Origin of the sequence: Lentibacter sp., assembly GCF_029254145.1 — a bacterium.
Lineage (GTDB): Bacteria > Pseudomonadota > Alphaproteobacteria > Rhodobacterales > Rhodobacteraceae > Lentibacter.
The window spans coordinates 1-8,892 of sequence record NZ_JAQWYD010000090.1 but is presented as its reverse complement, the minus strand read 5'-3'; the positions used below and the strand labels follow the sequence as shown (position 1 = coordinate 8,892).

Annotated in this window: 10 protein-coding genes; 6 read left to right on the top strand and 4 right to left on the bottom strand. The window is 55.6% G+C overall.

The features are described 5' to 3' along the window. From P8O11_RS10790 to P8O11_RS10765, 6 genes are all read left to right on the top strand, one after another. The coding region (locus P8O11_RS10790) for a tyrosine-type recombinase/integrase (RefSeq protein WP_300294123.1) at positions 1–487 on the top strand (487 nt) is incomplete at its 5' end. Continuing rightward, complete coding sequence (locus P8O11_RS10785) at positions 484–1,179, top strand: CDP-alcohol phosphatidyltransferase family protein (protein ID WP_300294121.1); 696 nt, start codon at positions 484–486, stop codon at positions 1,177–1,179. The genes P8O11_RS10790 and P8O11_RS10785, both read left to right, overlap by 4 nt. A 291-nt stretch (positions 1,180–1,470) precedes the next feature. Then, positions 1,471–2,868 carry a circularly permuted type 2 ATP-grasp protein gene (locus P8O11_RS10780; RefSeq protein WP_300294126.1) on the top strand — a complete coding sequence of 466 codons (1,398 nt, stop codon included), beginning with the start codon at positions 1,471–1,473 and terminating at the stop codon, positions 2,866–2,868. A 4-nt stretch (positions 2,869–2,872) separates the two neighbouring features. Next, positions 2,873–3,814 (top strand): alpha-E domain-containing protein, encoded by a 942-nt coding sequence (locus P8O11_RS10775; protein ID WP_300294119.1) that lies wholly within the window; start codon positions 2,873–2,875, stop codon positions 3,812–3,814. 3 nt (positions 3,815–3,817) lie between these two features. Continuing rightward, positions 3,818–4,615 carry a transglutaminase family protein gene (locus P8O11_RS10770; protein ID WP_300294118.1) on the top strand — a complete coding sequence of 266 codons (798 nt, stop codon included), beginning with the start codon at positions 3,818–3,820 and terminating at the stop codon, positions 4,613–4,615. A 10-nt stretch (positions 4,616–4,625) separates the two neighbouring features. Then, on the top strand, positions 4,626–5,369 hold the full coding sequence (locus P8O11_RS10765) for a proteasome-type protease (RefSeq protein ID WP_177170608.1): 744 nt from the start codon (positions 4,626–4,628) through the stop codon (positions 5,367–5,369). 38 nt (positions 5,370–5,407) lie between these two features. Here the strand turns inward: P8O11_RS10765 and P8O11_RS10760 are convergent, their stop codons facing one another. The 4 genes from P8O11_RS10760 to P8O11_RS10745 all read right to left on the bottom strand — a co-directional run. After that, the gene (locus P8O11_RS10760) at positions 5,408–7,042 is read right to left on the bottom strand and encodes an acyl-CoA synthetase (protein WP_300294114.1); all 1,635 of its coding nucleotides are present in this window, start codon (positions 7,040–7,042) and stop codon (positions 5,408–5,410) included. 3 nt (positions 7,043–7,045) lie between these two features. After that, positions 7,046–7,846 carry an enoyl-CoA hydratase gene (locus P8O11_RS10755; RefSeq protein WP_300294124.1) on the bottom strand — a complete coding sequence of 267 codons (801 nt, stop codon included), beginning with the start codon at positions 7,844–7,846 and terminating at the stop codon, positions 7,046–7,048. 20 nt (positions 7,847–7,866) lie between these two features. After that, the gene (locus tag P8O11_RS10750; RefSeq protein WP_300294112.1) at positions 7,867–8,316 is read right to left on the bottom strand and encodes an OsmC family protein; all 450 of its coding nucleotides are present in this window, start codon (positions 8,314–8,316) and stop codon (positions 7,867–7,869) included. A gap of 84 nt (positions 8,317–8,400) precedes the next feature. After that, the coding region (locus P8O11_RS10745) for a glycine cleavage T C-terminal barrel domain-containing protein (protein ID WP_300294110.1) at positions 8,401–8,892 on the bottom strand (492 nt) is incomplete at its 5' end.

The following is an 8,892-nucleotide window of genomic DNA, read 5'->3' as shown; positions in this document are numbered from 1 at the left end:
GGCTGTCGTGACGCTGCTTTACGGTTGTGGCTTGCGGATATCAGAAGCGCTCAGCCTGACCATGGCGAATGCGCCCCTGCCTCAAGTCCTACGCATCACAGGCAAAGGCGGCAAAGAACGCGTTGTCCCTGTGATTGCCGCGGCCCGCGCGGCCGTTGAGCACTATCTCAAGGCCTGCCCCTTCGCCTCACACGAAGGTCCGCTCTTTCGCGGTGTACGCGGTGGTGCGCTCAGCCCACGCCTGATCCAGAAGGTCATGCAAGCAGCCCGCCTCCAGCTCGGCCTGCCCGCCTCAGCCACGCCTCACGCCATGCGCCACAGCTTCGCGACACACCTTCTGGCGGCAGGCGGCGATCTACGCGCAATCCAAGAGCTTCTGGGCCACGCGTCGCTTTCTACAACGCAGGCCTATACAGCAGTTGATGCCCGTCACTTGCTTGATGTATACGAAAAATCTCACCCCAAATCCGCGAGCAACAGCACATGACACTTCAAGCCAAAGCCCTCGCGGTTCATCTCCTCACAGCCACAGGCGCCGTCTTCGCCATGCTCGCCATGTTGGAAGCCATCGAGCGCGACTGGGCCATGATGTTTGTTTGGCTTATCGTCGCCTTCGCGGTTGATGGCATAGATGGCCCCCTCGCACGCCACTACAACGTCAAGACTTACGCGCCACAGTTTGACGGCGTTTTGCTCGACCTGATCATCGACTACCTCACGTATGTCTTTATCCCCGCCTATGCGCTTTATGCGTCAGGGCTAATGGATGGCTGGTCCGGCTGGGCCGCAATTATCGTAATCACCTTCGGGTCTGCGATGTATTTTGCCGACACCCGCATGAAGACCGCCGACAACTCCTTCTCAGGCTTTCCCGGCTGCTGGAATATGGTGATCCTCGTGCTCTTCGCGCTCTCACCGCCTTGGCAGGCCTGCCTAGGCCTTGTCGCTCTGCTGACAGTGGCAATGTTCGTGCCCGTAAAATTCGTGCACCCCGTCCGAACAGACCGCTGGCGCACCCTATCCCTGCCCATGGCACTGGCTTGGACCGTCTTCGCAGGCTTTGCAGCATGGGAAGGGTTTGACCCGATCCCCGTTGTTTTCTGGGGCCTCATGATCACTTCGATCTACCTCCTCATCGCAGGCGCAGCACAACAGCTGATGTATGGGGCAGACGGATAAAGCCGACCTTGATCACACAGCGACGTCACAACGCTCAAGGCTCGAACGTCTAGCAGTATCCATTAGGCCAGTTGTCAGCCGTTCGGGTTTGGCTTCTGAACACTTCGCCGCTTCTCAAAATCAACACTTGGTGGAAAATGCAGCTTTAACAGGCATGCTGTCCAAAAATTATGCAGTCACGGGAGTTTTCATCGACAGAACACACTAATCTCTGGCGGCTCGATCAGCAGGTGCGCTTAAAGTTTTGAGCTTGGAGGATTGGGCTTGGTGGAAGCGTCGTTCTTCGACGAAATGTGGGGCAACGATGAGCAGCTTAGGCCGCCGTATAAAAAATTCCAGAGTTGGTTCAATGGCGAAGATCCCAAGCGCTTGCGCTCAAAACAGCGCGAAGCCGAAGAGCTTTTTCGGCTAACGGGAATAACTTTCAACGTCTATGGGCGTTCTGAGGCCGAAGAACGGCTAATCCCTTTTGATATTATCCCGCGGGTTATTTCTGAACGCGAATGGGCGCGCGTCACCAGAGGGATCGAACAACGCGTTCGAGCGATCAACGCCTTTTTGCATGATATTTACCACAAACAAGAGATCATCAAGGCAGGCCGCATTCCACGCGAAATGATCAGCCAGAACGTCGCGTTTGAGCCCCGAATGATCGGCGTAACACCACCTGGCGGCATCTATACCCATATTGTCGGGATCGATCTTGTTCGCACGGGGCCAGATGAGTTCTTCGTCCTTGAAGACAACGCCCGCACGCCAAGCGGTGTCAGCTATATGCTCGAGAACCGCGAGACGATGCTGCAGATGTTTCCTGAGCTATTTTCGCAAAACCGCGTGAAAAGCGTTCAAAGCTATCCAACAGATCTGCGGCAATCGCTTTCAGCCTGTGCACCTGAACGCACCCATGCGTCCCCTGTGGTGGCTGTTCTCACTCCGGGAATCTACAACTCCGCTTATTTTGAACATGCTTTCCTCGCGGATCAAATGGGCGCTGAGCTGGTTGAAGGGCATGACCTCCAAGTGCGTGACGGGCGCGTCGCAATGCGCACAACACGGGGCTACAAACCAATTGATGTCCTCTACAGGCGCGTGGATGACGAGTTTCTCGATCCCTTGAACTTCAATCCTGACAGTCAGCTCGGCGTCCCAGGGCTTATGGATGTTTACCGCTCGGGCGGCATCACGCTCGCCAATGCACCTGGCACAGGCATCGCAGACGACAAGGCGATCTACAGCTACATGCCTGAGATTGTCGAATTCTACACAAGCGAAAGACCCCTCTTGCGCAATGTACCCACGTGGCGATGCGCCGAACCAGACCAGCTGGCCCACGTTCTGGACAACCTTGAAGCTCTGGTGGTCAAAGAGGTGCATGGCTCGGGTGGTTACGGGATGCTCATAGGCCCAGCGGCCTCAAAAAAAGAGATCGCAGCTTTCAGACGCAAGCTGAAGGCCCGGCCAGGCAATTACATCGCCCAACCCACACTCAGTCTCTCGACAGTGCCAATCTTCGCAAAGCAAGGGTTGAGCCCAAGACACGTGGATTTGCGGCCCTTTGTCTTGGTGAGCCCTGGGGAGATCAAAGTCACGGCTGGTGGTCTGACTCGCGTGGCGCTCAAGAAGGGCTCGCTGGTGGTTAACTCAAGCCAAGGCGGCGGAACCAAAGACACCTGGATCGTGGAGGACTGACGCGATGCTCGGCAAAACCGCCAATGGCCTCTATTGGATGTATCGCTCGCTGGAGCGCGCGGAGAATACCGCACGGCTGATTGAAACTGGCCAGCGCATCGCACTGACGCGCCTTGAACTCGGGGACGACGAATGGCGGTCTGTTCTGCAAACGGCGGGCAGTCTTGAGCAGTTCGAAGCCAGTCGTGCCATCCTAACCAAGGACGCCGCAATCGACTGGCTCCTAAGTGATAGAGCGAACCCTTCTTCGGTTTTGTCCTCCATCGAACGGGCGCGACAGAATGCACGCCTTGTTCGCACCGCTCTGACACATGAAGTCTGGGAGTCCACAAATGCCGCCTATATGAGCGCCTGCTCCTTGCTCTCCCGCAAAGTTGGCGAGCGTGATTTGCCAGGCGTTTTGGGCGTATTGCGCCAGCGCTCCGCCGTCGTCAGAGGCATGACCCACGGCACGATGCTGCGCAACGAGATCTACGATTTCGCGCGGCTCGGAACCTTCATAGAACGGGCCGACAACACAGCACGCATTTTGGATGTAAAATACTATGTGCTACTTCCATCCGCGAGCGCAGTGGGTACATCACTCGACAATGTGCAATGGGAAACAATCTTGCGGTCTGTTTCGGCGCGCGGAGGGTTTCGCATGGCCTATGGATCCAGCGGAGGGACGCGCGAGATCGCTCAGTTCCTGATACTCGACAAGCGGATGCCACGATCCTTGGCCTTCTGTGTGAGCAAGCTGCGCGACAATCTCGGCTACCTTAACCGGGGCTATGGACGGCTTGGCCCTGCGCAGTTCAAAGTCCAACATATTGAAGGCACATACCTGCGTCATGACATCGACGCAGTCTTTGAATTCGGCCTTCACGAACACATTCAGAAAATCCTGGCGCTTCTGGCAGAGTTGTCAGGGCAGATTGAAGCCGACTATCGGTTCTATGAGTAGACAATGCGATTAATCATTCGTCATCAGACACGCTACCAGTTCGAAACGCCTGTGAAATACGGGCTACAACAGCTGCGCAAGACACCAAAATCTTCGCACCAACAATCCGTTGTGTCTTGGCGGACGCTGATCACTGGTGGAAAAAGCGAGTTGCACTGCGAAGATCACCACAACAACACCGTAGAACTGCTGAGTTTCGAGCGTGAGGCATGCGAATTGACCGTTGTGAGCGAAGGTGAGGTCGAGATGAGCGACAGCCACGGAGTGGTCGGGCGTCACACAGGAAAAGCGCCTCTATGGCTATTTTTAAACTCCACACCTCGCACCCAGCCGCGCCAAGGCGTTCAAGGCATTCTACGCAAAACACCGAAATGCGAGCCACTGGATCAGTTGCATGCCTTGTCCAGCGTCATTCGGGAGACTGTTGCATACGAAGTCGGTGCCTCAGAGGCCGACTGGAGCGCAGAAGACGCGCTCGCTGCGGGAAAAGGCGTATGTCAGGATCACACACATATCTTCCTGAGTTGTGCTCGCGCGCTTGGCTATCCGGCTCGCTACGTCTCGGGCTATCTGATGCTGAATGATAGAATTGTGCAGGATGCCATGCACGCATGGGCAGAGGCACATATCGACGGTCTGGGCTGGGTCGGTTTCGACGTGTCCAACGGCATTTCGCCTGATACACGATATGTACGAGTGGCATCAGGCCTCGACTATGCCGATGCCGCCCCAGTCTCGGGAACCCGCATCGGCGGGAACACCGAGACTCTGTCAGTCGCAATTGATGTAGTACAGCAATAGGAATACCCAAATGACTTACTGTGTGGGAATGATGCTCAAACAGGGGCTCGTCTTCATGTCCGACACGCGGACAAACGCAGGGCTCGACAATATTTCGACATTTAGGAAAATGGCGATCTGGGAGGCGCCGGGCGAGCGTTCAATTACGCTGATGTCCGCAGGCAACCTTGCAACCACACAGGCCGTCGTGAGCTTGCTGGATGAGCGCAGCAAATCACAGGAAGAACGTGCGCCATCTCTCTTGGCCGTTCCATCAATGTTTCAAGCCGCCCGCATGGTGGCCGAAGTGCTGCGCGAAGTGATCGAACAACACGCCGATACAGGTCAGCGCGCCGACAGCACTTTCAACGCAACCTTGATCCTCGGGGGCCAGATCAAAGGCGGACCACACCGGCTTTTTCTGATCTACCCCGAAGGCAATTTTATTGAAGCAGCCGAGGACACGCCCTTCTTCCAGATCGGCGAGACAAAGTATGGCCGTCCGATCCTTGTACGCGCCTATGAACCAGACATGAGCTTTGAAGCGGCAATGAAGCTTTTGCTCGTCAGCTTTGATTCAACACTCAAAGCCAATCTGACCGTCGGTGCGCCCTTCGACTTTCATTGCTACGACGCAGACAGCCTGAAAACGGGACGGACTGGGCGCGTGGCAAGTGACGACGCCTACTTTCAAAAGGTGTCCGAAGGCTGGGGAGAAGCGCTACGAGACGCCTTGGATATGCTGCCAGAATTCACACTGGGCCCCACACCCTGAGAAAGCCCGCAGCAGCGCCGCGTTGCTTTCTATTTTGGCTATTTTGCAAATTCCTTTGCCTGTTCACGCAGTGCAAATTTCTGAATTTTTCCTGTCGAGGTTCTGGGAATGGTTGTCACGACAAACTTTGCAGGCACTTTGTAAGCCGCGAGCTTGTCACGACACCAACTGCGCAGCGCGTCAAGGTCGATCTCCTGACCTGATGCCAGCTCAACAAACGCACAAGGCGTTTCGCCCCATTTTTCGTGTGGCATCGCAACCACGGCGGCAATTTCAACAGAAGGGTAGCTGTAGAGCACCTCTTCCACTTCGATAGATGAAATATTCTCTCCGCCAGAAATAATGATGTCCTTTGAACGGTCCTTGAGCTGGATATAGCCATCCGGATGCACAACCCCCAGATCACCAGAATGGAACCAGCCGCCCTCAAAAGCCTTTTTGGTCGCTGCGGCGTTGCGGAAATAGCCTTTCATCACAACATTGCCGCGAAACATCACTTCACCCATACTTTCGCCGTCGCGCGGGACGGGGCGCATCGTTTCAGGGTCAAGCACATCAAGCCCTTCCAGCGGCAAATAGCGGACCCCTTGGCGAGACTTGAGGCGCGCTTGCTCCTCACTAGGCAAGGCTGACCAGCTTTCGTGCCAGTCGTTCACAACCGCTGGTCCATAGGTTTCGGTTAGCCCGTAAAGGTGGGTCACATCAAAGCCTGCCGTCCTCATATCGGCCAATAGCTTTTCGGGCGGTGGCGCGGCGGCCGTGAAGAACTGCACAGTATGGTCGAGTGTGCGCTGTTGATCTGCGGGTGCGGAAATCATCAGGGACATAACGATAGGTGCGCCGCACAGGTGCGTTACTTTCTCGTCTGCCAAGGCGGTCCAGATCGGCTCGGCGCGCACCTGCCGCAAACAAACATGCGTCCCGACAATCGCTGAAAGAGTCCATGGGAAACACCAGCCGTTGCAGTGAAACATTGGCAAAGTCCAAAGATAGACTGCATGTTTTCGCATTGAGGTGGTGAGCGCATTGCCCTGCGCCAATAGATACGCGCCCCGATGATGGGAAACCACGCCCTTTGGATCACCCGTTGTTCCAGAAGTATAATTGATTGAAATCGCGTCCCATTCATCTTCAGGCATAAGCCATTCAAAAGCGGGATCACCTTCTGCGAGGTAGCTTTCATAATCGACGCCATCAAAGGCTAGGCGCGCACCATCAAACTCGGGGTCGTCCACCTGAATGATCAGTGGGCTGACCTCTGCCAGCGCAAGCGCGTCTTGCATCAGGGGCAGAAACTCGGCGTCCACAATGACAACCTTTGACATGGCATGATCAAGCTGGAAGGCGATGATAGCTGCGTCCAGCCGCGTATTGATAGAATGAAGAACGCCGCCGCACATGGGCACACCATAATGGCACTCCAGCATCGCGGGCGTGTTGGGAAGCAACGCCGAAACAGTATCCCCCCGCGTTACTCCACTCTGAGACAGTGCCGACGCCAGCTGGCGCGAGCGCGCATAAAACGCCGCGTAGCTACGGCGCAGCACACCATGGATGATTGCCGTATGATCTGGAAAAACCATGGCTGCGCGCTCAAGAAATGTGAGCGGTGTCAGCGGCTGAAAGTTTGCTGGAGTACGGTCCAGATCTGTATTGTATGGGTTGGCACTCATATCTCAGGCATCCTGCCAGCGGGGTTGACGCTTTTCGATGAAGGCCCCGATGCCCTCTTCTGCGTCGCGGGCCATCATATTCTCAACCATCACCTGCGAGGCGTAGTCGTAGGCCTGCGAGAGCGGCATTTCGCGCTGCGCGTAAAAGGCGCGCTTGCCTGTCGCCAATGTCATGCTTGATTTCGAGGCAATCTTCCACGCCATTTCCAAAACCGCAGCCTGGAGCATATCTTCTGACACAACGCGGTTGACCAAACCGATTTCAGCGGCGCGGGCAGCAGATGTCATATCGCCCGTCAGCAACATTTCCATTGCATGTTTGTTGGACACATTTCTCGACAGCGCCACCATGGGTGTCGAGCAGAACAGACCAATATGAACCCCTGGTGTGCTAAACTGCGCGCTTTCGGCTGCCAGTGCGAGATCGCAACTTGCGACCAGCTGACAGCCCGCCGCTGTAGCGATCCCTGTGACTTCGGCAATCACTGGCTTTTGGCAGTTCACAATCCCCTGCATCACGCCTGCGCACATAGACATAACCGATGCGAAATAGGCTCTTCCGCCGTCAGGCTTGCTGCGCCCCGCAGTCATCTCTTTCAAGTCGTGACCCGCGCAAAAGGCAGGTCCGTTTGCGGAAAGGATAATAACACGAACAGACGGATCATCGCTCGCCTCGTCAAAGGCCGCACCAAGCGCCGCGAGCATTGCTTCGGACAATGCATTGCGCTTTTTGACATCATTCAAGGTCAGGCGAAGGATGCCTTCTTCATTCAAGGTCTTCAGGAGGATATCGGTAGAGTGGATGGCGCGGCTCCCTGCTGTGCTTAGCGGATGTTGATCTCGACACTGTCGGCAAGTGTATTGGCAATAAAACAATAGCGATGCGCACGGTCCTGCATCTCGCTCAGTTGCGCGTCAGAAACGGCAAAGCCCGTGTCAAAGCGCACCACAGGATGCAGATCAATCCGCGTCACCGACATCTGCCCTTTCGGATTTTTGCCAAGATGGGCCTCGGCGTAGTCGTGATATGAGGCAACTGGCCAATCCGCTTTGGCAGCGAGCGCCAGAAACGTCATCATGTGACAGCTCGACAAGGCAGATGCGAGCGCCTGTTCAGGATTGGTATTTGCCGGATCGCCACCCCAATCGGGGGCAGAGTCCACTGTAATGTCATAGTTGGTATTCATCTGCACAGTATGTGCGTTTGAATATGTACCAGTGGCGAACACTGGCTCGGCACGCTGCCAATGCAGCTCAATCGACAGATCAGACATATTTTTCAAGTCTCTAATAAAGTTTGAGAAAAGAGCAGCGCGCACATTCGTCTGAGGCAGCGCGCCGCTTTAGATACGCAGGCCTCAGGCCGCTGCGATCTGCTTTTTGGGGTCATAAAACGGACGTTCTACAACTGTCGCAGTTACAGGACCAGACTGAGTGACAACCTCGACAGTGGCTCCCAACACGGCTGCATCCGCCACAACCATCGCCAGAGCGATGTTTTTCTCAAGGCGCGGGGAATAGACCGCAGATGTGACTTTGCCGATCTCGTTTCCACCCTGATTGATTGTCCAGAACGTTGTGTTCGGGCCTTTCAGCGGGGCGCACTCGATCACCAGACCAACTTGCTTGCGCTTGGGGCCGTCTTCGCTGATGCGGCGCAATGCAGCCTTACCGATAAAATCGGCCTCCATGTCGAGGTTCACAAGACGATCAAAACCAAGCTCGTAGGGGTTTGTGCCAATGTCTGCATCGGCATGATAGGACAACATCCCGCCTTCGATCCGGCGGATCGAGGAGGTGTGACCTGGTTTGAGGCCATGTGCCTGGCCTGCGGCCATGATCCGCTCCCA